The following is a 23,001-nucleotide window of genomic DNA, read 5'->3' as shown; positions in this document are numbered from 1 at the left end:
GTCGGCCTTGATGGCGAGGGTGAGCATGATGAGCTTGCCCGTGGAGGCCATGGAGGAGTTGGCGACCGCACGTTGCAGCTCCGAGACGAACGCCACCAATCCCCCTCATTGACCAGCCGATCACAGAGGCCGGTCCTCGACGAGACACGCGGCCATCCGAGACGTAACCTGTAACGTAACCCTAAACGTAATCTGAAACGTAACTCGAACCGTACACACTTCAATGGGAGGAGGAGAGCCAGGGATGACTGCGGTGGCAGCGGCGGGGATCCGCACCAGCGGTCGGTACTCTCCCGTCATGGCGACGCAGGAGCTGCTGGGCATCAAGGCTGTGCGAATGGCAATGGCTGAGCGCCTGCAGAAGGCCAACGACGATGCCGGCACCGTGCACACCGTCGTCCTCGTCGACAGCAAGCCTCGGGGTGTCCTGGTCTCCGTGGACTGGCGGCGCCGGGCCGCGGAAGCGCTCAACGAGCCGATCGACCTGAGCAAGGTCCCGACGGTGGGGGTGACCGACTTCCGCGACAATCTCGGCTCCTACGTGGGAACCTCGGCTCTCGTCGTCCGGCGCGCCACACCTCAGGCGGTGCTCGTCCCCTGGGACTGGTACCTGCGTGCGTCGAAAGCGATGAATGAGCCGGTCGACTTCTGACGCGCATGACCGCACCACTCATGCGACATCGTCAGGGATCACGGGTGACCGGAGCCAGGTGTCGGCGGGAGCCTCTTGGATCATCCGGAGACCGCGTACCGCGCGCACGTGACGGTTCAACACGCCGTGGCCCTCGAGGCGGGCCAGCTGATAATGGACCGAGGACACCGAGCTCAGGCCGACGCCCTCGGCGATCTGGCGCTGGGTGGGCGGATAGCCATGCCGGATCAGGTGCTGGCGGATGAACGACAGGACGGCCTGCTGCCGGTCGGTGAGCGGTTCCTCGAAGCGAGTTGACAGCGGCTCTGCCTGTTTGATCAGCGTCGCGGACGCCCACTGGGCGTGGCCTGGCGTGAACGTGAGCGAGTCGGTAGTGCGCCATGAGACGGGTTCCTTCGCTGCGCTGTTGGCGTGGATCATCTGTGCTGGGTGTGGACGTGTGGTTCACCGTCCACCCGGCGAGGTTCGGGTCAGCGCCTCGTCGAGGGCGCGGAAGATCTGGGCCGGCGAGGGCCTGATCAGCCCGTGCCGGCGCATCCACGCCCCGGCCTGCTCCGGGGTGCTCGGCAGGGCGGCGCGCACCATCCGCAGGACGGTGTCGGCCCGGAGCTGCCAGCGGTGGCGGTCGACATGGCGGGAGCCCGCGTCCCAGTGAAGGTCTGCGGCGGGGTGGGTGTTCTCGAACAGGTAGAGCAGCTTCGCCAGGTCGTCGCCGACCGTGTCCGCCGGCGCAGGTGCCCGGCGGGCCACCCAGTTCAGCTCGTTGAGGATGCGGCCGGACCTTCTGTCCTGCGGCGTCCAGATGTCGGCGTCGGCGCCGGCATCCTGGAGGCGCTGGAGCCAGACGACCTGGTCGGCATTCGGACGTCCCGTCCCGGACTTGAGCTCGCGAAACAGCACGCCGCGAGGGCCCACGATGACGGAGTCGGGGAAACCTGGCTCGGACCGATCCGAGCGTGCGGTGTGATAGTGCAGCAGATCGCGCTCCCGGCACTCGGCGCGGACGTACTTCTGCAGGGGCGCTTCCAGTTCCTCGTCGGGCCCAGGGGTGGGCGGCGCGGCGCGTGGGGCACGTGCGCCCGGGATTCTGCTCGCGGCGGTGCGCCTGCTCATAGCGAGTCGATCAGGCCACCGACGCGGCGGGCCTGCCGAGCGAGTTCTCGCCACTGCCGGACGGCGTCGGGATGTTGCGGGTTCTCGTCGGCAGCCATGTCGCAGATCACCGCGATGTCGGCGAGTGCCTCCCGCCCGTGGGAGCAGAAGTTGCCGGGCATCAGGCGCAGGCCGAGCAGGATGTGGATCGCCTCGTCCAGCGAGGCGATCGGATACGACACCGGCGAGGTGGGCCACCGTCCCGTGGCACCGCGCCACCACAGGCTCAGCAGGCCCGGCTCGACGGAGACGGAGACGGCGACGCCGCGCTGCTGGTTCACCCATCCCAGCCGGTGGCCGGCCCGCCAGCCACGGGTGCGTGCGCGGCGCAGGATCGCGGCGATCAGGTATCGCTCCTGCCTGGTCAGCGCCGGTGGCCGGTCGAGTTCTACGTCATGGTCGGAGATGGGCATGAGGCTCCCGTCCAGTTGGCGACATGCCTGCCAGCACGGGGTCTGATGTGAGGACTCGACCGGCGGGGCATGGGCTGGGTGCATGGGCGCGTGCGGAATCTGGCCGTGCATATGGTGCTGCGCACGGCCGACGACTGCGGTGTGTCGATCTAGGAGGGTGGTACCGATGCGGGAATGAATTGCAGCTGGTGCCAGGTGCTTGCTGCGTGCCGTTGTGACTGGGTACGGGCCCACCGGCTCCGGCCCTCAGGAGTCAGCCGGACTCGACCGTCGACGAGCAACTCCACCAAGCCAGCGGCGTCAAGTTCGTAGACGATGTCGTCAACCGCGGCAGGGCGACCGACCGCCCGGTAGACGAACCTGTCGTCACGCAGGACGTCGCCGCTGGCGATCCAGCCGAGCACCTGAGTCTGGAAGGTGGCCTGCCTGGTTGTTTGTGGGGTGACTCGAGTTGACCCCATGAGTTGCTCTCCCCCGTTCCTCACGATGACAACCTGATCTACGCGGCAGGCGCGTCGTTCCTAGCCGCAGGCAGCGCGGCGATGTGCGCCTCTAGATCGCTGAGCCGCACGCGGCGGCACCGGCCGACGAGCACGCTCGGCACCGTGCCGGCGGCGATCAGCTTCTTCGCGAAGCTCTTGCTGATCTTCATGACCGCGGCGGTTTCCGGGATCGTGAGCATCAGCTCCGGCAACTCATGGCTGCTCACCGCTTCACCTCCACCGTCAGCTCGACGACGGGAACGTTGAGACGGCGGGCCATCTGGCGCAGGAGCGTGTAGGACGGCGTCACGCTGCCATGACGCCAGCGATGCAGGCTTGCTTTGGAGATGCCCGCGATGGTGCAGCGCTCCCGGTCGGTTCGCGCGCCCAAGGCTTGGGTCCGCCTGCGGAAGAGTTCCTCGTTGAGCACGAGCTTCCGCGAGGTGTCATCTCCGGGACCTTGAAACGTTCTCCCCGTGTCAGTCATGTCGACAGACCGTAGGGTCTCGAATGTGGAACCTCAACCCTGAAACGCTCTTCTTGTCGATCAATGCCTGGGGTAGGGTCTCACATGTGAAACCCGGTTTGGCATGTGCTTATACGGGGAGTGAGGCAAACCTCCCGCATGTATCAGGACCAAGACGTTTCAGGAGTGAGACCGGGAGGGGAGATGACCAGCGCTTATGGTGACGGCATGCGCAATGAGGTCTCGGCTGAGGGTTCCGCTTTCGCTACCCTTTTGCGTGACGCACGCCGAAACCGGGGAGAGACCCAAGACGATGTGATCCTCGCCACGGGCGTGAGTCGCTCGACCTATCTGCGCTGGGAGGCCGGTGGGGTCGACAGCCCGAACCTCAAGCAGGTCCGTGACGTGTGCAGGTTCCTGGGCATCCATCCGGGGCATGCCGGGATCGCTCTGGGCCTGATGTCCCGCGAGGACCTCGGTTTGTCGCCCGAGCCGTTCGATCCCGTCGTGGTGAAGGCCGGCACGATTCTCGCCGACGAGAATCAACCCGCTCGCGCCCGCGCCGCACTCCGCAAGGCGCTGCAAGCGGCGCTGGACATGTGGCGCGCGGCCGCGGACCTCCCGGAACCGAAGGAACCACGCGGCGCCGATCTGATGCCCCGCCGCCGCAACATCCGCTGACCGCGCCCGACGCCCACTTCCCAGCCGAGCCCTGGCGGGCTGCACTCCGTAACGCCCTGATCCGCGTGCACCGACCGCGGTTCCTTCAACGCGCCCAATAGCTCTTGCCCGCGTCGCTCTCGACGACGCGTCACCTCTCACCCTTGGGATTCATCGATGCCTCGTACCCCGAAATCGGCCATCCTGCTGCCCGACGACCCCGACGTGCCGTGGACCATCTACAAAGGCGTCGAGGGCTGGCAGGGCGAGATCACCGTCGGGCTCAAGCCAAACGGCGAGCCCGATCGCCGCAAACGCCGCGGCCAGTCCGAAGCGATCGTCCGAACCAAGATCGCCGACCTCTACGCCCAGGCCAAGGCCGGCAAGGTAACCAGGCCGGGCGTCGTCCCGAAGACCGCCGAATACCTGAAGGAATGGCTGAATCACCCGGATCACGAATGGCGCTATAGCACCGAGCACAGCTCCTACGAATGGGCGGTTCTCAAGTACCTGGTGCCCGGCCTCGGTGAATGGCGCCTCGACCAGATCCCGGCGAAGACGCTCGAAGACTTCTTCAAGGGCCTGCGCCGCACCGCGGAGCAGGAGCAGGAAGCCCGGGTGCTGGGCATCCGGCCGCAGGGCCTCGCCGATGCCAGCGTGCACGGGATCTTCCGCGTGCTGCGGTCCGCGCTCAACGACGCGGTCCGCCGGGGGCTCATCCCGCGCAACCCGATCGAGCTGATGACCTGGGTGCCCAAGAACGTGCAGGTCGAGTTCACGCCACTGGAGGTCGCGGAGGTCCAGCGGATCATCGACGTGTGCCGCGACCGGCGCAACGGCACCCGCTGGACGATCGGCCTGCCGCTCGGGCTGCGCCAGGGCGAGGCGCTGGGCATGCCGTGGTGGACGGCGCCGACCAGTACCCGCGACCGGGACATGGGCGTCGATCTCGCCGGTGGCTGGATGCACGTCGGCCGTAAGGCCCAGCGGCACCGGTGGCAGCACGGCTGCACCGACCCCGCCGCCTGTGCCAAGGCGCATTGCAAGACGAAGCCCTGCCCCACACGCTGGCAGCACGGCTGCGGCAAGCCGGCCGAGCAGTGCACGAAACACCGCGTGGACCGCTGCCCGCAGCGAAAGCCGCGGCCCGGGTGCGCGATCAGCAATCACCGCAACCCGCAGACCTGCGCCAGGGTCTGCGCGCCGGACTGCACCGGCCATGCCCGGTCCTGCCCCCGCAAGCGCGGTGGCGGGATCGTCTTCGAGGATCCCAAGACCCGCTCGGGCAACCGGCCGGTCGCGCTCGCCGCGCGGATGGTGGACGACGTCACCGTGCACAAGGCGGCGCAGGATCGCGAGCGGCGGGCCGCCGGGGACATGTGGGCCGAGCACGATCTCGTCTGGTGCCAGCCCAACGGGCGGCCGATCGACGCCCGCGCCGACTGGGAGGAGTGGAAGCAGATCCTGCGGCTCGCCGAGGTCCGCGACGCCCGGGTGCACGACGGCCGGCACACCGCCGCCACCATGCTGCTGCTGCAAGGCGTCGACGACGCCACCGTGATGGCCGTGATGGGCTGGTCCGACCGGCGGATGCTGGCCCGCTACCAGCACGTCATCGCCCAGCTCCGGCAGGAGGCGACACGCAGGGTCACCGAGTTGCTCTACGGCGCGGAGGTGCAGCAGCCCAAGAAGGCGAAAAAGAAGAAGGCCGCTGAGAAGAAACGCCGCAAGCAGGAAAAATTGGCAACGGTGGATACTTTGTCGATCGCCTCAGCTACCAGCGGGACTACCAGGAACGGAATCGCGCCCGTTATATCCCTTTTCAGGAAGGCGAAAATCAGTTAATTAGGGGATTGCAAAGGGCCTCCCACCGCTGGTGGGAGGCCCTTTGTCGTTGCTGGTGCGCCCGAAGGGACTCGAACCCCTAACCTTCTGATCCGTAGTCAGATGCTCTATCCATTGAGCTACGGGCGCTTGCCTTGTTGCTTGGTCAGCTTACATCACCGACTTTTGCGCGGAGACTCCGGGATTCGAACCCGGGAGGGGCTTTAAAACCCCAACCGCATTAGCAGTGCGGCGCCATAGACCAGACTAGGCGAAGTCTCCCCGGTGTCCCGAGGGCCACCGAGCGTTGACAATACCGGACCCCCCGACGGCTGCACAAAGAGGTAGGCATCCGGCGCACCGGAGAACTTCGCGAGTGGGCGCGAACAGGCGAAACGTAGTGGAAGGGGCTAGGGTTCCGGTGATGGAGGAGAACACGCGCGGGGAAGCTCCGCGGGCTCGGGATCCGCGTAGCCCGTTCGTCACGCCTGACCAGGTGCCGGCGGAGGACAAGCCCGCTCGGCGTGGGGCGCCTCCGGTGGTCACTTTTCAGCCGCCCCGGCCGGGTGGTGGTGCCGAAGGTCACCCTTCAGAGCCTTCCGCTGGTACGGATCCGCCTGTCCCTCCCCGTCGCAGCCCTCGTAAAGCGGCTGCCTCGACCGGCGCCACGATTCCGCCTCAGCCGACTCGCGGACCCGATCACCTCCACGAGCCGAACGAGCCGAACAAGCCGAACGGACCGAGCGAGCCGACTGGATCCGGGAATCGGGCAGAACTCGAGAGCCAGACCGAAGCTGAGAAGCCGACTGGCCCCGCGGTGACGAAAACACCTGCGAAACGGGCGCCCGCGAAACGAGCTACCCCGGCCAAGAAGGCGCAGAAGGCTGTCCCGGCAAAGAAGACCGCTCCCGCCAAGCGAGCACCGAAGGTCGCTGAAGAAGCGGCGCCTGCCGAGACATCCGCCGCTACGGAACCGGCGAAGGCCATCGCGGTGGCAGCGCCGCTCGTGGTGGTTCCTGTGGAGAACGAGCAGGACGAGCGCCTCGACCTACGTCCGGTTCCGGTTGCGCGTCCTATGCTGCGGCTGGCGCCGAGGGCGGGAGCGGCGCAGCGCTTCGAGTCTCTGGCTGAGGAACTGTTGGCTGAGCCCAGCCGTACGCCGGAGATCTTGGCTCTTGCGGCTGTTCGGGTTTTTGGGCCTCGGGCCAAGGACTGGGCTGATCGCACGCGCTCCGTTTATCCCTCGGCGACTCGGGAGGCGGTGGCGCGGCTGGCGGTGCAGCGGTTCACGCGCGCGGCGGGGCTGCGGGGTGCGGTGGGGGCGCTCGCCGGACCGTACTCGCCGGTTGCTTTGGGCGCAGGAATCCTGGTGACGCACGCTGAGATGGTGTTGCACCTGGCGGCGGCCTTTGAAGTGGATCCGGAGGATCCGCGTCGTGCTGAGGATCTGTTGCGGCTGGCCAGTCCGGGGCAGGGGGCGATCGTGGCTTGGCTGGTTCTCAAGGCTGCCGATCGCGCGCTGCCGGGCGTGAGCCTGATCTCGACGATGCTGGGCGCGCGGTCGGCAACCGAGACGCTGGCGGTGCGCGCGACCAGGCTCTACCGGGAGAAGCGGCCAAAAATCACCGGCTGAACCGCCCGGCCAGACAACAACGGCTTCTACAGGGTCAACCAGCTGAGCCAGGCCGCCGGCAGCAGTGCGTAACCGACAAACGCAACGATGTCGAGCAGACTGTGCGCGACGATCAGCGGCATGACGCGCTTGGTTCGCAGGTAGAACAGTGCGAACACCACCCCCATCACCACGTTGCCGATGAAGCCGCCGAAGCCCTGGTACAGGTGGTAGGAGCCGCGCAATACAGCGGACGCCGCGATGATCCACACCGGCGACAAGGAGAAGGTCCGGAGCCGGGTGATCAGGTAGCCGACGACGATCACCTCTTCCAGCACCGAGTTCTGGACGGCGGAGAGGATCAGCACGGGCACGGTCCACCAGTGCGCGTCGAGTCCGGACGGCCGGATCTGCGCGTTGATGCCGAGCTGTAGTGCCGCGTACACGAAAAGCAGTCCGGGAATGCCGATGGCGGCTGCCAGGCCGGCGCCCCAGCCAACGTCGCGGACCGGGCGCCGGAAGTCGATGCCCAGCGTGCGCGGCAGGATCCGGTCCTGGGCCAGCAGGTAGAGGGCCAGGGCCACCGGGATCAGGGCGAAGAAGATCCCGAGCGTCTGGTACGTGAGATCAAGGTAGGGCCGTGGCGACACCGTCGGGTTGAGGGTGGCCGTCTGCTGGGCCAGTGGCTTGTCCGCGGTGAGTTTCGCGGTCAGCGACACGACGGAGTAGACGGCCGACTGCCCTAGGGACAGCAGCAGCACGATGGCGATTTCCGGGCCATAACGCGAGCGGGGTGAGTCGACGATCACCAGGCAACTTTAGGCGAGGAACAAAACGGCACAATTCGACAAGGAAGGCAAGCGACGCGCCGCGCCCACGTGGGGAGTCGCACTATTCGTGCGTCGTCTTCCCGACTGTGCTGACCACCCTGAATGGCATGGGAGACCTGGCACGCTTGCTCAAGGAGAGCTGGAGCCTCGTCGAGGAGCATCAGGACAAGGTTGCCGGCTATTTCTATGCGCGGATCTTCCTGTCGTACCCAGATCTGCGGGATCTGTTCCCGGTGCAGATGGACGTGCAGCGGGCCCGTCTGCTCGGGGCGATCGTGCAGGCCGTGCAGACGTTGGAGGATCCGGAGCGATTCGACGAGTACCTGCGGTCGCTCGGCCGGGATCACCGCAAGTTTCACGTGGAACCGGAGCACTACGAGGTGGTGGGCGGGGCCTTGATCGAGGCAATGCGTGCGTTCGCGGGCGAGGAGTGGGGCGTCGAGTACGACCAGGCGTGGGCCGACGCGTACGCGGTGATCGCCGCGAAGATGCTGGCGGGCGCGGAGGCGGATCCGAATCCGCCGTACTGGTACGCCGAGGTCATCGCACACGAGCGCCGGTCGCAGGACATCGCGGTGTTCACGGTGCTGCCGTTGCAGCCGCTGGATTTCCGGGCCGGGCAGTACCTGAACGTGGAGGCGCCGCGATACCAGCCCCGGTTGTGGCGCACCTACTCACCGGCGAACGCCCCCCGGCGGGACAACACGCTGGAGTTCCATGTGCGGGCGGTGGGTGCGGGCTGGGTGTCGAGTGCGCTGGTCCGGCGGCTGCAGGTCGGCGACATGATCAAAGTGGCGGCGCCGATGGGCACGATGACCCTGGATCGGCGGTCGACCCGGGACGCCGTGTTCGTGGCCGGTGGCACCGGGCTCGCCCCGATCAAGTCGCTGCTGGAGGAGTTGACCCGATACAACCGGACCCGCTGGGTGCATGTCTTCTTCGGGGCGCGCAACCGCGAGGACCTGTACGACCTGGCCGACCTGAACCGGTTGGCGGCCCGTTATCCCTGGTTGTCGGTGGTGACCGCGTGCAGCGACGACCCGACGTTCCCGGGGGAGCAGGGCGACATCTCGGACGTGGTGGCGAAGTACGGCCCGTGGAAGGAGCACGATTTCTTCGTCTCCGGGTCGGGCCGGATGGTGCGCAGCACTCTGAAGCGCCTCTCCGAGCTACAGGTACCGTCTGTCCGGATAAAGTACGACAGCTTCAACGACTAGTAGTCCCACGGCCGGCCGGTGTGCTGATACTGCGCGACCGGAACCAGCTTGGCGTCCGGCTTCATCCGGTCCACGTAGAGCCGCCCTTCCAGATGGTCGATCTCGTGGCTGATCAGCCGGGCCAGCGCCCGTTCGAACGTGGTGACCACCCGGGTCCCGTCGAAACGTGCGTGTTCCACGTCGATCCGCATCGGCCGCAGCACGAGCCCCCGGTAGTCGAAGAACGACAGACAGCCCTCGTACTGCTCGTCGTACTCCACCGACTCGCCGACGACCCGCGGGTTGAGCAGCACGACCGGGTCCACGTCGCGTTCCGGCGGGCGGACCACCGCCGCCGCCACCGGCACGCCGATCTGCGGCGCGGCGAGACCGACACCCTTGCTGAACTCGTGCAGGTCCTCCAGGCGGCCGAGGGAGGTGAGCAGCCGGGTCATCGCGTTCCGGGCGGCCGGGCCCTCGCGCGGCAGCTGGAAGTGGCGGGCCCGCTGCCGGAGCAGGTCGGATCCGCGCTGGATGATGCCGATGCCGCGCATCCGGTGTGAGGCCCTGGGCAGGGCCGGTTCCGGGGGCCCGGTCTCGTCGTAGACCGGTGCTTCGGCGCCGCGGTACCGCCATTCCAGCCGGTACCGCGCGTTGAGCAGGGGCGCGTCGGTTGACCATTCGAAGATGGCTCGACCTCCCTCGATGCGGCGTTCCAACGGGGTACGGACCGGCACCTCGGCGCTGAGTGATGCCTCCACTCCCCAGACCTGGGGTTCGAAGCTCTCGGGTAGATCCAGCCGGACGGTCAGTGACCGGGTCGGCAGGCGGACGGCGCGCTGGAACCACTGGCCCCATTTCTCCTCGCCGACCGTGTACGCGTACTCGATGGTGGTTCGTTCGCCGGGGTAGAGCGGGAACTGGCCGCGCTCGTTGGCGAACATCAGCCAGATCTCCTTGGACGCGTCCCGGTCGAGCTTGACCCGCCACTGCATGGACTCGGCGGCCACGCCCTCGCCGGCGAACGCCCGCACGTCCATCTCCTCGAAGGTGAGCGGGTTCTCCCGGTGGTGCCGGTTGGAGCCGGCCGGGTCGTGCGGGTAACGGTCGACGGAGATCTTCGCCAGGTAGCGGGTGATCGCTTCGATGCCGGCGTTGTAGAGGGACCGCTGGACGCGGCAGCGGTAGGCGCCCTCGGTGTAGGAGAGTTCGGCGATCTCCCGTTCGACGATCAGGCCGGTGCCGGGTGGTAGCCACTGGACCGGGACCGGTGGGTCACGGTGCAGGGCGGAGCCGCGGGCGTGGCGGAGTTCGTCGTACTCCTGGAATCGTTGCCAGATGACGCCGCCCGCGCCGAGGACCGCTTCGGCCCGGCGGGCGAAGTCCTCGGTGGGTTTGTGGCGCCGGCCCTCGACGTGGCTGACGTAGGAGGGATCGAAGCCCATGCGCGCGGCGAGTTGCTTCTTGGTCATGCCTCGCTCGACCCGCCATTGCGCAAGCACCGTCACGAACTGGTCTGCTGCCCGGTCGATGGGCGAGGTGGTCATCACGGATGTCCCCTTCGCGACGGCAGGTCAAGTGTCGCTGGCTCTCCGTGCTCACAAGGACCTTGTAGCGTTTTGCCGACAGATACCTTGACGAATCCGTCCGCGCCACCACGCTACGTAAAGTAACAATTGCCAAGGGTATTCGTCCGAAAGATCCCCTTGCCCACTGTGGTTAGGCTACCCTTAACCGGGTACCGTGGGTCACCGCGAGCCTTCCGGCGCTCCACAAGAGCCGGCTCGCCGCCACTGCTTCAGCTCGTTCATGCGCAAGGAGTACCGCGGTGACTCAGCGACGAGTGCGCCCGTGACCAGCATCACCCTCGAACTCACGCAGATCCGCCCGCGGCTGCTGGCCCCGGTCACCTCGACCCTGCGTGGCATGTTCGGCACCAGCACCGAGATCCCCGGCCTGGCCCCTGACCTGGTCGTCCGCGATCTGGCCGGCTGGACCCCCGCGGCCCGCCTGGCCGACGTGCACCTGGACACCCTGCTGGACACCGCGCGCCGCCGCTGGAACGCCCAGCCACACGCCGCCGCCGCGCTCGCCTGGAAGGCCTACACGTACTGGCTGGCCCTGCCCGCCGTTCTGGGTTTCGCCTCGGCCCGCCGGGTGCCGCTACTCACCGCGACCGATGTCGTCATGCACTTCGACGACCCGCGACCGCTTGTCACTCTCGGTCTCCGCCCCGACATCCCGGTCGCGGTCCTCCCCAGCGATCCGATCGCGTTCTCCGGCCGCCCCGAGGTCAAAGTCGTCCCCGACGAGGAGGCACTGCTCGGTGAATTCCGCCGCAGCCTGCTCGACGAGCACCTCACCCCACTGCTCGACGCCATCCACGGCCGGGTCCGCCTGGGCAAACGCACCCTGCTCGGCTCGCTGGCGTCCGGCGTCGCCTACGGCGTCCTGCGCTCCGCCGACGCGATCCCCGGCTCCTCCGCCGAGACGATCGACCTGCTGCTCGGCTCGCTCGGCGTCCGCGACCTGATCGAACTGCACCCCGGCCCCACCGGCAACCTCGAACTGAAACGCAAGACCTGCTGCCTGGCCTTCACCCTGCCGCGCCCCAAGGTCTGCCCGGGTTGCTGCATCAAGACCCCTTAGCCGTACGCGTACGTAAGACCCGCGCATCGACGAGTGAGGCCCCCGCCCGAGACAGGGCGGGGGCCTCACTCGTCGGCGCGAACGTCAGCTGGTGAAGGTCACCCGGCGACGACGAACCATGATCAGGGCAACCGCACCGGCGACGAGGAGCAGGAAGCCCCCGCCGAGCACAGCGGCCGTCGAGGAGCCGGTCAGCGGCAGGTTACCGTCGCCGGCGACCGGGGTGGTGCTCGGCGCGGGCGACTCCGAGGCCGGGGTGGAGACGCTCTGCGACGGGGTGGGCTCCTCCGAGGCCGGCGTGGAAACGCTTGCCGACGGGGTCGGGCTGGTCACCGACGGGGACGGCGAGGGCGACTCGCTCGCCGGCGGGACGACGGTGAAGCTGGCCTCGGCGCCCGCGGTCAGCTTGTCGCCGACGGTGGTGCCGAGGATCAGCTTCTGGTGCTTGTCCTTGTCACCACGGAACAGGAAGACGCGCCCGAACGAGACCGCACCCTCGGCGGTGAGCGAGACGGAGGCCTTACCGGCCTCGGTGCCGGTCAGCCAGAACTGGCCGCCGTTGCCGGTCACACTGACCGGGGTACCGTTCGCGTCCACGGCACTGCCGCCGGTGGTGGTCACCTTGATCTCGCCGGCCGGGCCCTTGACCGTGAACGGACCGGCCTTCTCGCCCGCTGCCGCGGTAGCACTGGCCGGGTCGACGCTCAGCTCGCCCTTCGGCTCCGGCTCGCCGACCGCCTTGGTGGTGAGGTAGTCGTAGACCTTCTTGATGACGTCGTACTGCGGTTCCTCGGTCAGCCGGTCCCGGCGGTTCCACTCGCCCAGGGTGATGCCGTCGCTGAAGTGCCAGACCGCGGTCTGGGTCCCGAAGTAGAGCAGCTTGTCCCGGGTGGCGTCGGACAGACCGCTCGCCGAGGCGCCGGCGGCCGCCAGCAGCTGGGCCGCGTCACCGTTCGGGTAGCCCTTGCTCAGCACCCACTGGACCTTGTTGAGGTTCTTGACCTCGGACTCGCTCCAGGTGCCCTCGTCGTACGCCTCGTTGATGGCGACCGGGGTGTGGAAGTCGATGCAGTAGACCGGAACACCCTGGCCGCCCTGGATCGAGAAGGCGAGGCTGCCCACCGACTTGCCCTCGCCGTTCAACACCAGACGGACGCCGTCTCGCTGCGAGATGGCGACACCGGTGGTCTTCTCGTCGGCGGCGGCGGGCATTGCGGAACCGAGCAGCAGTGCGCTGCCGGCGACGGCGGCCAGCGCGGCCTGCGCCAGACGGTGTCCTCGTTTTCCGAACATCAGGAGTGTCTTCCTCTTCCCCGGGGAACGACCCGCACAGACGCGCGGGATGGGCGAGCGTCGCCTTTTCCCGGGATCGCAACAATGTGGACGGGAAGGCGACACAGAGGATTATGCACATGCCATCGAAGTATTGCCACCTTTGATGGACTATTAGGTCGAAAGCCTCGGCTGCAGACGGCGAAATACCTGGTCACAGAGGTCCGCTTAGACGTGGATCACGTAAGCCGAATCGGCGTACGCACGAATTGGAAAATAATTTTCAGCTCTTTTTTCACGGCGAATTCCAGCCAGCGAGCGAAAGGTGCGCAGCATTAATGGACGGCATATTAAGCACGTCGTGTCGGACACATAGCGTCGCTACGGTTCCGTCCCGTCATCCTAACGTGCGAGCCGCGAGGTCGGGCAAGCCCGGTTCGGGAGATTTCTCCCACTGGATACGCCACCGGCCTGGTTGAACACCCGCGAAGGGCGCTCAGCCAGGCCGGTCGGAGACGGTCAGAAGGTCTTGTCGGCGCTCAGAACAGCGTCGGGGTCGTCGACCAGGTGCCGGACGTCCCACATCCACACCCCGCCGGTCCAGACCGGGCGGAAACCCACCAGGTCGGACATCGTGCGAAGCATCTCGATGTCCCGGGTCTGCGGGGTCAGCACGACCACGCCGGCCTTCCAGAACCGGAGGTCGGCCAGGGCCATCTCGCGCCGGGCGTCGGTGATCACCGGCACCGGGTTGCCACCCCGGATCGAGGAGATCAGACCGCTGGTCGGCCGCCACGGCGGCGCGAACATCGCGGTCCGGTCACCGGGGTTCTGCGGGTTCTGGTTGGGCAGAAGGGCGTACGCCCCGGCGATGCGCATGTCCTGGCCGGTGACGGCACTCCAGCGCAGCGGGTCCGGGTAGTTGCTGTCCGGCAGCGGCAGGGTGACCATCGTGTGCGCATCGTCGATGAAGTCCCGCCAGACCCCCGAGGTGACGAACTCCGGCACCGGGTCCATCGGTGTGGTGGCCAGCGGCCGCGGGATCAACGGCACCAGGGCCATCGCGACCGCGGTGACCATCGCCACCCCGACCGGCCCACGGGCGGTCGGCTGGGATCGCATCAGGTCGGCGGCGCGCTGGCAGCCCAGCGCCAGCACGATCCCGACGACCGGGGCGATCGCCATCGCCCACCGGGTCGGCACCGCCGAGTTGAGCACCGGCAGGTGGTGCAGCGCGGCCCAGACGCCGGGGATACCGGTGTCGACACCGTTGAGAACGATGCGCGGGCCGAGCGACATGGCACCGAAGAGGATCGCGATCCCGCCGAGGGCGCGCACCGCCACCGACCGGCGCAGCCAGACGAGCAGGCCGAGGAAGAGGACGATCAGGCCCCAGCCGAAGAAGGCGTTCTCCTCCGCCGGGTTCTGGGTGAGCCGGGCCGCGGTCGCCGAGTCGCCGGCCATCGAGTGCCGCGAGTAGGCGGCGAACGAGCCCAGGTCGGCACCGAAGTTACGGACGAACTCGGCCAGGCCCTGGTAGCTCTGCGGTCCGAAGAACTGAACGCTGAGCGGGTAGGCCAGCACGGCCAGAGTGGCGGCCGCGGTCACCCCGAGGGCGCGCAGGAACGGCCACATCTCGCCCCGGTGATCCCGGCGGCGGGTGACCGCCATGACCGCGCAGAAGATGCCGAGGCCGACCGCGGTCATGAAGAGGATCTCGAGGTTGATGAAGGCCTGCCAGATCAGCAGGCCGGCCAGGATCAGGCCGTTACGCAGGGCCCGGCCACGGACCCGCAGCTCCAGAGTGCGCCAGATGATCAGCGGGACCAGGAACTGGGAGACGATGTTCGGGTGGCCGCCGGCGTGCGAGACCATGCTCGGCGCGAAGGTGGCGAAGAGTGCACCCACCCAGGCCGCGGCCCGAGAGGCGACGAAGCGGCGCGAGAGCACCAGATACCACGAAGCACCGGTAATTGCCAATGCGCCGGTGAGAAATACGTTGAAGGCCACATGCGGGCCGAACAGAAGAGTGACAGGCGTCAGTGGCAACGAAACGGCCAACACAGAGGTGTTGGCCATCATGTTCACCCCGTCGGGGTAATTCAAGCGGTCCGAGAAGAACGGATAAGCGCCATCCGTGAGCACCCGCGCACCGTGCGCCAGCATCCACTCGAAGAAAGCCTGATCCTGCGGATCATCTCGAAGTTCATGATCAAGATTGAGCCACAACGGAGCGGTCAGCATGAACGCCGCGATCACGAATGTCGTGATCGCGGCAACGTCCCGCCAGGTGACCGCAAGCCGCCTGACCTGCGGTTTCTCGGCCTCCGCTGGGGAGGCCGGAACCGTTGGAGCGGTCACCGTGCCGTTTGACCCGAGGGCTATCAGCTCCGCGTCCAGGTCGACGTCGGCGGTCACTTGGCTCGGCGGCAGAACGTTCTCGCCGGTCGACTGGCCTGTCGAGTCAAAACCCGTAATCGTCATAGCATCGGCGAGCCTAACCGAGGATTCCAAGAAGCCACCGGTGTGCGGCCCACACGTGATAGAGCCGATATGTACGCGTGTTTTCCGCGTGTCCAACGCGGGGTCCACTCTGTGGACATCGGATGGGGTAACCCATCCGAGTGCCGCATCACCTATGTCTCAATCAGGCCAAAAAATCAGTGGCGCCGAGCACTCAACTTTCGGATAGGCGCTTCAGATGGTTAACTTCAGCGGTCCCGCTGTCAGCTCAGATCGGCAAGATGAGGGAACCTCACCTATGGCAGACATCACTGGAGACCAGCGGATCCAGTCTGAAGTGCTCGAAGGCCTAGCTACCGCGGTCAATCACCGCAGGTGGTTCGTCGAGCTCGCTCTCCCGTACCTCGGAGACAACCCCATCGAGATCGGTAGCGGTCTCGGGGACTACGCGATCGAGTGGGCGGAGCATCTGCCGAAGTTCACCGCGACCGAGGCCGACCCGGACCGGCTCGTCCTGCTCAAGGAGCGGATGGACGAGTACTCGAACATCACCGTGCGGCAGATGCTGCTGCCGGCCGATGACGCGAACTCCGAGTACAGCGCCGCCGTCTCCTACAACGTGCTCGAACACATCGAGGACCACGTGGGCGCGCTCCGCAGTATGAAGGAACTGGTCCGCCCGGGCGGCAAGGTGATCATCATCGTGCCGGCGTTCATGTTCGCGATGAGCCAGGTCGACATCGCGACCGGGCACATCCGCCGCTACACCAAGAAGACGCTTGGCGCCGCCTTCACCGAGGCCGGGCTGGAGATCGAGAAGCTGCACTACGCGAACGCGCTGGGCCTTCTCGGCTACTACACCGCCACCAGCATCTTCAAGCTGGCTCCGAAAGAGGGGCCGATGGTCAAGATCTACGACAGCGTGGTGCTGCCGGTGACCAAGACCGCCGAGAAGGTCTTCCGGCCGCCGTTCGGCCAGTCGGTCTTCTGCGTGGCCCGCGTTCCCGACTGACGTTCTCCCGGATGAAGGCCGCCGACCGGTGTCGGCGGCCTCTTTCATGTCCGAAAGTCAGCCACTTTGTATCCGAAGGTCAGCCGCGAACCTGGTAGGTCGGGCGGATCGTGGCCCGGGCCAGGGTGTGGAACGCGAGGTTGAACCCGACATACGCCGGGGAGGCGTCCGGAGTCACCTCGAGCCCGTCGACGTCGATCGCGTGGACCGCGAAGACGTAGCGGTGCGCCCGGTCGCCGGGCGGCGGGGCCGAACCACCGTAGTCCCGGTCGCCGTAGTCGTTGCGGACGCAGAACGCGCCGTCCGGCAGCGGGGCGATCCCGCGGGCCAGGTCGGTGACCGAAGCCGGCAGATTGACCAGCACCCAGTGCCAGAAACCACTGCCGGTCGGCGCGTCCGGGTCGAAGCAGGTGACCACGAAGCCGCGCGTCCCGGCCGGGAAGCCCGACCAGGACAGCTGCGGCGACAGGTTCTTCCCGCCCACGCTGGTGTGCACGAAGAGATCGTCCAGGGGCTGCCCGTCCGTGACGTCCGCGCTGGTCACGGTGAAAGCCGGGACCTGCGGCAGGAGATCGTACGGATCGGGCGCCAGGGCGCGGTCAAGACTCATGGTGGGGCCTCCGACGTGGTTTTCAACTGATCACGTTTTCCCACGGTGAGCAGAGACTAACCGTTCAACATGTCGAGCACCCTTCGTCCGGATTGCCACACGCCGTCACACGATCGGGTAAACGCACAGGCGGTGCGCATGAGATCGGCCCGCATCGGTAATGCTTCTGTCAGACATCCGACCGGGTGTGCGCGGCACAGATCCCTGCGCCTGGTCGTGATCGGCTGCCGTATGGCACGGTGGTCAGCTAGTCGGCACCCGTCGGATTCGGCGGGTGCTGACTGCTGTCCGGACCTGTTTCCGCTCCCCGTGGTGAGGCCCGGCCGCTTGGTAGGCCCGGCCGCTTGGTGAAGATCAACCCAGCCGCGACACCGACAGCCCGTCGTAGACCTTGCGGTAGACCACACCGGTGCGACTGTTGCCCGCGTCGATCATCATCCCCTTGCCCATGTAGATGCCCACGTGACCGCGGCCCACCACCAGGTCACCGGGCAGGGCCGAGGAACGCGACACCGCCCGCGCCCGGCGGGCCTGACCCCCGGACGAGTGCGGCAGGCGGAGACCGGCCTTGGCGAACGCACGCTTGGTCAGACCCGAGCAGTCGAAGCCGCCCGGCCCGGCACCGCCACGGACATACCGCTTGCCTACCTGCGACCTGGCGTACGCGATGACCGCCCGCATGTCCCGGCCGCGCATCTCCCGGATCCGGGTCTCCGAACCCCGAGTCACCTTCCGCGACTGCCCGCGCCCCGCGAAGGACGTCCACTCGCGGCGTACCGCGACGCTCTTCCGGGCCGACCGGGCCACCCGTGCGGCACGTTCGGGCCGCTGTCCCCGGATGTCCGGACGCTCAGCGAACCGCTCGGCACTCCGCGCTATCACACGCTCGGCCGCACGCCTCTCCTGCCGCTCGGCCCTCCGCGCCGAGCGACGTTCAGCTGCCCGAACCCCGGAACGTCCAGCCGCCCGGCTATTCGGACTTCCAGCCGCCCAGGTATCCGGACTTCCAGCCGCCCGAGTCTCCGGGCGGTCAGCCGTCCGGCTCGCCGGGGGCTCAGCGGTGCCCGGCAGAGGGCGATCCGCTTCGCCCGGGTCGCTCCGTATGTGCCGCAATGTGGGCGGCACCGGCCGCAGGACCAGGGACCGGCGGGGCATCGCTCGTGAGGCGCGCTCCACCGTGCTCTGGCGGCTCCGCAAGCCGGCGACCAGCGTGGCCGGGTCGATACCGGCGTCGAACTGGAACTCCTGGAGCCGCTGCCGCAAGGACCGCGCCCCCAGGGGCGGCGGCTTCTCGATCTCCGCAGCCAACGGTTGATCCGCGAGTTCCGGTGTCACCGGCAGGGCCATCGGCGTCATGACAGCGTCGTGCTCGACCGGGTCTAGCGCCGGCGTGATGACGGCCAGCGCGAGCGCGCCGACGGTCAGCACCCGGCGGGTGGACGAACCGTGCAGTGTTTGCCTCCGAAATAGGCCCGGGGCACTCGCGCGAATCTCATCCTCACGTCACCGGTGGAGCTGGTCACGTTTAGGCCGCCGTTGAAGGCGGCAATGAGAACCCGGACAACCGTGCTTATTCCGTGGACCATGCCAACACAACATCGAATCCGCCGGGGTGCGATTCACATAATTGATCCCCGATCACGAACCGGTAAACACCGCGTTCAGCACGGATCCGGCAGATTCACCCGTACTCCGGTAGTGGTAGCTCCGTCACCCAGTTCGGCGTCGCTCGGACGTGCACCGAAGGGCATGTCGAAGGGCAGCACGCCAGCCACCGTCTCGCCCGGCTGAATCTCGTTGAGCAGCGTGGAACCGCGATCGTTCAGAAATACCGCAGCCTGTTCCGCGACGGCGTAGGCTACGCCGTCGTCGTCCCGGACACGTTGTGCGGCGCTGTCGAACAACACCGGTTCCCGGCCGTTGTTGGTCACTTTCACATCGAGCAGACAGAATTGCCCGGCGGCTTCTTGCTCCATACCACTCGGGCCGACCGAAGGCACCCCACAACGCACACCGGTCACGTCCACGTCGAATCCACCGCCCGGGGAATCGTCCGGCGCCACCGCGATCATCGACGCCGGCGGCGGTGTGGTCACCACCGCCCACGCGCCGAAGGCGACCAGCCCGGCCGAGGCGAGCACACCGCCGGCGACCCAGCTCCGCGCTCGCCGCCGCAGGGCGTTCGACTCCTCGTCGTCGTACCAGTCTGGGCGCGTCCGCCCCTCGTCGTACCGGTCGGGGCGTGTTCGCCGCGGAGGTGCGTGCCGGGCGGGCTCCCGCCGCGAGCGTCCCGCCCGGGAGGACTCGTCCCGGGCGGTGTCGGAGCGGTGCGGTGCGTACGTCACGGAGTCCCCCAGCGATCGGCAACCACGCCCGAGGCGGACGCGGTGTCCGTCCATGCTGAGTTCGACACGACCGAACAGGGCCGCGACTCGCCGCATATTCGACTTTATCGGTCATAACACTTGGTAACGGTTCACTCGAAGGTGTGATCAGCGCTGAAGGACGATCTTTCCGAAGTGATCACCCGACTCCATCAGGGCCTGCGCGGCCGCCGCCTGAGCCAACGGGAACGTGCGATGGATGACCGGCCGCACCAGTCCCGCGGCCACCAGCGGCCACACCTGATCACGGACACCCGCCACGATCCGCGCCTTGTCCGCCGCCGGCCGCGCCCGCAACGACGTCGCCGACACCCGGCCCCGCTTGGCCATCAACCGGCTCAGATCCAACTCGGCCGACACGCCGCCCTGCATGCCGATGACCGTGATCCGGCCGTCGAGTGCCAGCGCCGCCACGTTCCGGGCCAGGTACTTCGCACCGATGATGTCCAGGATCACATCGGCGCCCCGATCGCCGGTGTGGGCGAGCACCGCCCGTACAAAATCGTCGCTCTGGTAGTCGATCGTCAGCTCGGCACCCAGCGCACGTAACCGCTCATGCTTCTCCGCCCGCGCGGTCACCAGGACCTTCGCACCCATCGCCGCCCCCAACTGGACCGCGAACGTGCCGATCCCACTGCCGCCACCGTGCACCAGCAACGTCTCCCCCGGCCGCAGCCGGTCCCGGTCCACCACGTTGGACCACACGGTGCAGGCCACCTCCGGTAACGTCGCCGCCTCGACCAGCGACAACCCCGCCGGAATCGGCAGCAGCTGCCCCACCGGCACCGAAACCCGCTCGGCATAACCACCACCGGCCAGCAGCGCACAGACCCGCTCACCCAGGTGGAACCCGGTCACGCCGGGCCCGACCGCGCTGATCACCCCGGAACACTCCAGCCCCGGATAGGCCGGCGCCCCCACCGGCGGCGGATAGAACCCCTGCCGCTGCAGGACATCGGCCCGGTTCACCGCCGACGCCGTGACGTCGACGATCACCTCACCGCCCCGAACCTCCGGATCGGCCACCTCAACCCAGGCGAGCTGCTTGTTCTCGATAACGATCGCGCGCATACGGCCGACTCTGCCCCACCGGTACGACAAGTTCCAGACGCGGGTGGCAGACTAGAGCGGCACCACGGGAGGACTCGCCTAGTGGCCGATGGCGCCGGTCTTGAAAACCGGTATGGGGAAACTCATCGTGGGTTCGAATCCCACGTCCTCCGCACCATCCAGCAGCGCGAACACGGGGGTCCCCGGTCGGAAGACCGGGGACCCCCGTGTTCACCCAGCGAGTTCATGGCGACACGATCAGTGATCCAACTCGGCGGGCTGTGCACAACGGACCGGTCAGCCTGTGGATAACCCTGTGGAGAAGCCTGTGGGGCTGTGGATAAGTATGTGGATTCAGCGGGTCCAGTCGTGTTTGGCGGCTCGGATCAGGCGGTCCTTCAGCTCTCGGGTGTGGCGGCGGCTTACCGGGAGTTCCACACCGTCCACTGCCACCACGTAACCGGAGCCGGTCAGGCGCAGCTCGGTCACCAGGCGCAACTGGACCAGGTAGGAGCGGTGGATGCGAACGAAACCGGCGTTGGCCCAGCGTTCGGCCAGGGTGGCCAGCGATACCCGTACCAGATGGGAAGTCTCTCCGATGTGTAACCGTGCGTAGTCGCCCTGCGCCTCGACCCACCGCACCGACGAACGGGGCAGCATCCGGGTGGTGCCGGCCAGCTCGACCGGGATGGCCGGCTCGTCCTGCGGTGGGGACGGCACCGCCCGCAGCCCGGCCACCCGGCGCAGCGACTCGCCGAGGCGTTCGGCGCGGACCGGCTTGCGCACGTAGTCGGTGACGCCCAGGTCGAAGGCGTCGACCGCACCGTCGTCGTAGGCGGTCACGAACACGATCGCGGGCGGCTGGGCGAACCGGCGCAGTATCCGGGCCAGTTCCATCCCGTCCAGGCCGGGCATCCGGATGTCCAGGAACACCGCGTCGACCTCGGTGTCCCGCAGCACCCGCAGCGCCTCGGTGGCGTCGCCGGCCCGGTGCACGTGGGCGACCCGGCCGTCCGCGTTCAGCAGATAGGCCAGCTCGTCCAAAGCCGGGGGCTCGTCGTCGACAGCGAGCACGACAAGGCTCATGCCCGCACCTGGGGATGGAACTTCGGCACCCGCATGCTCACTTTCGTCCCCGCGCCGGGCGCGGTCTCCACCACCAGCCCGTGATGATCGCCGAACACCGCCCGCAATCGCTCGTCCACATTGACCAGGCCGACATGTTCGCCGTCCTCAGTCTCCAAGGGGGCTCCGAACAGCGCGGGATCCATGCCGACCCCGTCGTCCTCCACCGTGATGTGGCACTCCGCTCCGGCATCACGGGCTTCGATGCTCACCATACCGACGCCGGGCTTGCGGGACAGGCCGTGCCGCACCGCGTTCTCCACCAGCGGCTGCAGGCACAGGAACGGCAGGCCGACGGGCAGCACCTCGGGGGCGATCTGGAGCCGCACCTGCAGACGGTCGCCGAACCGGGCCCGTTCGATGGTGAGGTAGCGGTCGATCGACCGGAGTTCCTCGGCGAGCGTGGTGAACTCGCCGTGCGCCCGGAACGAGTAGCGGGTGAACTCGGCGAACTCCAGGATCAGCTCCCGGGCCCGTTCCGGGTCGGTGCGCACGAACGAAGCGATCGCGGTCAGCGCGTTGTAGATGAAGTGCGGGCTGATCTGGGCTCGTAACGCCCGTACTTCGGCTCGGGCCAGCCGTTCCCGGGAGGAGTCCAGCTCGGCCAGCGCGATCTGCGAACCGGCCCAGCGAGCCGTCTCCAGGGTTGCCTGCACCAGGCCGGGAGCCGGCTGGTCGTCACCGACGGCCACCAGGGCGGCCCGCGCGGCCCCGCCCGGCCCGGTCATCGGCGCGACCACCGCGCCGCGCACCACGCAGTCGACCCGATCGCAGGGCAGCTCGGAACTGTTGAGCACGACCGAACGCTGCGTCGCCACGGCCCGCCGGGCAGCGGCGATCAGCTGGTCCTCGTGGTGGGCGCCGCGACCGTCGTAGGCCAGGCAGCGCTCGCCGTCGACGATCGCCAGCCCGACCGCCCCGACCAGCACCCGCAGATGCCGGACCGCCTTGGACGCCGCCGCCGGGCTGAGACCGGCTCGCAGCGGCTCAGCGGCCAGCGAGGCGGTGTGCAGCACGTCGTAGGTGGCCCGCTGCATGGCGGTGGCGATGCCGCGCCGGGCCCGCAGGCGCAGCACGGCCACCACCGCGGCGGCGAGGGCAGCCAACACGGCCAGCACCGCCAGCACACTTCCGATCTGCCCGGTCACG

Annotated in this window: 22 protein-coding genes and 3 tRNA genes; 8 read left to right on the top strand and 17 right to left on the bottom strand. The window is 67.9% G+C overall.

The window, feature by feature from the left end; translation table 11 throughout:
* Positions 1-298 precede the first annotated feature (298 nt).
* Positions 299-652: a hypothetical protein gene (locus BLU81_RS34020; protein WP_092550651.1), complete on the top strand. Its 354-nt coding sequence runs from the start codon at positions 299-301 to the stop codon at positions 650-652.
* Between the two features lie 18 nt (positions 653-670).
* Here BLU81_RS34020 and BLU81_RS34015 read toward each other — a convergent pair whose 3' ends face one another.
* From BLU81_RS34015 to BLU81_RS33990, 5 genes are all read right to left on the bottom strand, one after another.
* On the bottom strand, positions 671-1,072 hold the full coding sequence (locus tag BLU81_RS34015) for a LexA family protein (protein WP_092550648.1): 402 nt from the start codon (positions 1,070-1,072) through the stop codon (positions 671-673).
* Between the two features lie 24 nt (positions 1,073-1,096).
* On the bottom strand, positions 1,097-1,765 hold the full coding sequence (locus tag BLU81_RS34010) for a hypothetical protein (RefSeq protein WP_092550645.1): 669 nt from the start codon (positions 1,763-1,765) through the stop codon (positions 1,097-1,099).
* Positions 1,762-2,217 carry a hypothetical protein gene (locus BLU81_RS34005; RefSeq protein ID WP_092550642.1) on the bottom strand — a complete coding sequence of 152 codons (456 nt, stop codon included), beginning with the start codon at positions 2,215-2,217 and terminating at the stop codon, positions 1,762-1,764. The genes BLU81_RS34010 and BLU81_RS34005 overlap by 4 nt, the downstream gene beginning before the upstream one ends.
* Positions 2,218-2,716: 499 nt before the next feature.
* A complete protein-coding gene (locus BLU81_RS33995) occupies positions 2,717-2,926 on the bottom strand; it encodes a helix-turn-helix domain-containing protein (protein WP_092550636.1) in 210 nt (69 codons plus the stop codon).
* Positions 2,923-3,186 carry a helix-turn-helix domain-containing protein gene (locus BLU81_RS33990; protein WP_092550633.1) on the bottom strand — a complete coding sequence of 88 codons (264 nt, stop codon included), beginning with the start codon at positions 3,184-3,186 and terminating at the stop codon, positions 2,923-2,925. Before BLU81_RS33990 ends, BLU81_RS33995 begins: the two co-directional genes overlap by 4 nt.
* A 207-nt stretch (positions 3,187-3,393) precedes the next feature.
* Here BLU81_RS33990 and BLU81_RS33985 point away from each other — a divergent pair, with 207 nt between their 5' ends.
* The gene (locus tag BLU81_RS33985; protein ID WP_231953636.1) at positions 3,394-3,846 is read left to right on the top strand and encodes a helix-turn-helix transcriptional regulator; all 453 of its coding nucleotides are present in this window, start codon (positions 3,394-3,396) and stop codon (positions 3,844-3,846) included.
* A 156-nt stretch (positions 3,847-4,002) separates the two neighbouring features.
* A complete protein-coding gene (locus BLU81_RS33980; RefSeq protein WP_092550627.1) occupies positions 4,003-5,670 on the top strand; it encodes a tyrosine-type recombinase/integrase in 1,668 nt (555 codons plus the stop codon).
* A 53-nt stretch (positions 5,671-5,723) separates the two neighbouring features.
* Here BLU81_RS33980 and BLU81_RS33975 read toward each other — a convergent pair.
* Together BLU81_RS33975 and BLU81_RS33970 are read right to left on the bottom strand one after the other, a co-directional pair.
* A tRNA-Arg gene (locus BLU81_RS33975) sits at positions 5,724-5,799 on the bottom strand.
* A gap of 41 nt (positions 5,800-5,840) precedes the next feature.
* Positions 5,841-5,931 (bottom strand) — tRNA-Ser (locus BLU81_RS33970).
* A 535-nt stretch (positions 5,932-6,466) separates the two neighbouring features.
* On the opposite strand from BLU81_RS33970, the gene BLU81_RS33965 reads away from it, so the two are divergent.
* A complete protein-coding gene (locus BLU81_RS33965) occupies positions 6,467-7,282 on the top strand; it encodes a hypothetical protein (protein ID WP_157751887.1) in 816 nt (271 codons plus the stop codon).
* 26 nt (positions 7,283-7,308) lie between these two features.
* Here the strand turns inward: BLU81_RS33965 and BLU81_RS33960 are convergent, their stop codons facing one another.
* Positions 7,309-8,070, bottom strand: coding sequence for a CPBP family intramembrane glutamic endopeptidase (locus BLU81_RS33960; protein WP_231953635.1), 762 nt, complete (start codon positions 8,068-8,070; stop codon positions 7,309-7,311).
* Between the two features lie 128 nt (positions 8,071-8,198).
* On the opposite strand from BLU81_RS33960, the gene BLU81_RS33955 reads away from it, so the two are divergent.
* Positions 8,199-9,308, top strand: a complete 1,110-nt coding sequence (locus BLU81_RS33955) for a globin domain-containing protein (RefSeq protein WP_092558031.1) — start codon at positions 8,199-8,201, stop codon at positions 9,306-9,308.
* On the opposite strand, the gene BLU81_RS33950 is transcribed toward BLU81_RS33955, so the two are convergent.
* Entirely contained in the window at positions 9,305-10,834 is a 1,530-nt protein-coding gene (locus BLU81_RS33950; protein WP_092550618.1) for a peptide deformylase, read from the bottom strand. The two genes, BLU81_RS33955 and BLU81_RS33950, sit on opposite strands and share 4 nt — an antisense overlap.
* A 379-nt stretch (positions 10,835-11,213) precedes the next feature.
* On the opposite strand from BLU81_RS33950, the gene BLU81_RS33945 reads away from it, so the two are divergent.
* Complete coding sequence (locus BLU81_RS33945) at positions 11,214-11,936, top strand: hypothetical protein (protein WP_092558029.1); 723 nt, start codon at positions 11,214-11,216, stop codon at positions 11,934-11,936.
* A gap of 84 nt (positions 11,937-12,020) precedes the next feature.
* Here the strand turns inward: BLU81_RS33945 and BLU81_RS33940 are convergent, their stop codons facing one another.
* A complete protein-coding gene (locus BLU81_RS33940; RefSeq protein WP_092550614.1) occupies positions 12,021-13,229 on the bottom strand; it encodes a thioester domain-containing protein in 1,209 nt (402 codons plus the stop codon).
* Positions 13,230-13,727: 498 nt separating this feature from the next.
* The gene (locus BLU81_RS33935; RefSeq protein ID WP_092550611.1) at positions 13,728-15,692 is read right to left on the bottom strand and encodes a glycosyltransferase family protein; all 1,965 of its coding nucleotides are present in this window, start codon (positions 15,690-15,692) and stop codon (positions 13,728-13,730) included.
* A gap of 277 nt (positions 15,693-15,969) precedes the next feature.
* On the opposite strand from BLU81_RS33935, the gene BLU81_RS33930 reads away from it, so the two are divergent.
* On the top strand, positions 15,970-16,683 hold the full coding sequence (locus BLU81_RS33930) for a class I SAM-dependent methyltransferase (RefSeq protein WP_092550608.1): 714 nt from the start codon (positions 15,970-15,972) through the stop codon (positions 16,681-16,683).
* A gap of 79 nt (positions 16,684-16,762) precedes the next feature.
* Here the strand turns inward: BLU81_RS33930 and BLU81_RS33925 are convergent, their stop codons facing one another.
* From BLU81_RS33925 to BLU81_RS33910, 4 genes are all read right to left on the bottom strand, one after another.
* Positions 16,763-17,293: a YbhB/YbcL family Raf kinase inhibitor-like protein gene (locus BLU81_RS33925; protein WP_092550606.1), complete on the bottom strand. Its 531-nt coding sequence runs from the start codon at positions 17,291-17,293 to the stop codon at positions 16,763-16,765.
* 354 nt (positions 17,294-17,647) lie between these two features.
* Entirely contained in the window at positions 17,648-18,175 is a 528-nt protein-coding gene (locus BLU81_RS51005) for a C40 family peptidase (RefSeq protein ID WP_231953633.1), read from the bottom strand.
* Between the two features lie 779 nt (positions 18,176-18,954).
* Entirely contained in the window at positions 18,955-19,434 is a 480-nt protein-coding gene (locus tag BLU81_RS33915; RefSeq protein ID WP_231953632.1) for a DUF4352 domain-containing protein, read from the bottom strand.
* Positions 19,435-19,785: 351 nt separating this feature from the next.
* Positions 19,786-20,748, bottom strand: a complete 963-nt coding sequence (locus BLU81_RS33910) for an NAD(P)H-quinone oxidoreductase (protein ID WP_092550604.1) — start codon at positions 20,746-20,748, stop codon at positions 19,786-19,788.
* A 67-nt stretch (positions 20,749-20,815) separates the two neighbouring features.
* Here BLU81_RS33910 and BLU81_RS33905 point away from each other — a divergent pair.
* Positions 20,816-20,900, top strand: a tRNA-Ser gene (locus BLU81_RS33905).
* Between the two features lie 181 nt (positions 20,901-21,081).
* On the opposite strand, the gene BLU81_RS33900 is transcribed toward BLU81_RS33905, so the two are convergent.
* Both BLU81_RS33900 and BLU81_RS33895 read right to left on the bottom strand, forming a co-directional pair.
* Positions 21,082-21,813, bottom strand: a complete 732-nt coding sequence (locus tag BLU81_RS33900; RefSeq protein WP_092550601.1) for a LytR/AlgR family response regulator transcription factor — start codon at positions 21,811-21,813, stop codon at positions 21,082-21,084.
* Positions 21,810-23,000: a sensor histidine kinase gene (locus BLU81_RS33895; protein ID WP_092550598.1), complete on the bottom strand. Its 1,191-nt coding sequence runs from the start codon at positions 22,998-23,000 to the stop codon at positions 21,810-21,812. The genes BLU81_RS33900 and BLU81_RS33895 overlap by 4 nt, the downstream gene beginning before the upstream one ends.
* Between the last annotated feature and the right edge of the window lies 1 nt (position 23,001).

The organism is Actinoplanes derwentensis, assembly GCF_900104725.1.
Classification (GTDB): Bacteria; Actinomycetota; Actinomycetes; order Mycobacteriales; family Micromonosporaceae; genus Actinoplanes; species Actinoplanes derwentensis.
The sequence above is the reverse complement of the archived record's forward strand: the minus strand, read 5'-3'. Positions and strand labels throughout refer to the sequence as shown.